The sequence below is a fragment of the Mesorhizobium sp. M7A.F.Ca.US.002.01.1.1 genome (assembly GCF_004022955.1).
In the GTDB taxonomy this organism is placed as follows: Bacteria; Pseudomonadota; Alphaproteobacteria; order Rhizobiales; family Rhizobiaceae; genus Mesorhizobium; species Mesorhizobium ciceri.
Genome location: NZ_RZQE01001029.1, coordinates 1 through 543, shown reverse-complemented (window position 1 = coordinate 543; position 543 = coordinate 1). Strand labels below are relative to the sequence as shown.

At 59.3% G+C, this 543-nt stretch carries 1 protein-coding gene and 1 pseudogene; both read left to right on the top strand.

The genetic code is table 11. From position 1 onward, the window contains the following. Positions 1–235: pseudogene (locus EN932_RS37535) on the top strand (methyl-accepting chemotaxis protein); the annotation flags it as partial. Between the two features lie 23 nt (positions 236–258). Beyond that, a partial coding sequence (locus EN932_RS37530; RefSeq protein ID WP_206619052.1) for a chemotaxis protein CheW occupies positions 259–543 on the top strand: 285 nt, incomplete at its 3' end.

Genomic DNA, 543 nt, shown 5'->3' with positions numbered 1-543 from the left:
CTTCGAGATCATTCAGCAGGTTCAGGGGCTGGTGCCACGTTTCGAAGTCGCCAATGAAGGCATGCAAGCGCAGGCGACCGGCGCGGGGCAGATCAGCGACACGCTAACGCAGCTGAGTGAGGCAGCTCAGCAAACAGTCGAATCCCTTCAGCAATCGACGCTCGCGATCGACGAGCTCAATCAAGTCTCAGGCGGCATGCGAAGTAGCATTTCGAGGTTCAAGCTGAGAGCGTAGCGAGCCGGCAGTAGGGGGTGACAATGCTATTTCTCGCCTTCAGCATGGGTCCGGATCGCTACTTGATCGATGTCCACCAAATTGAAGAGGTGCTGCCTCGTCTCGATGTGAAGGTCCTGCCGGGTGCGCCAACCGGTGTGGTGGGTCTGGTCAGCTACAACGGAATACCCATCCCGCTGATCGATGTTACTCTTCTTGCGCTTGGCCGGCCGTCGGAGCGCCTATTGAGCACCCGGATCGTTGTGACGCGCTATCACGCGCATGATGGCGAGCAGCGCCTGCTGGGACTGATCGCGGAACGGGTGACG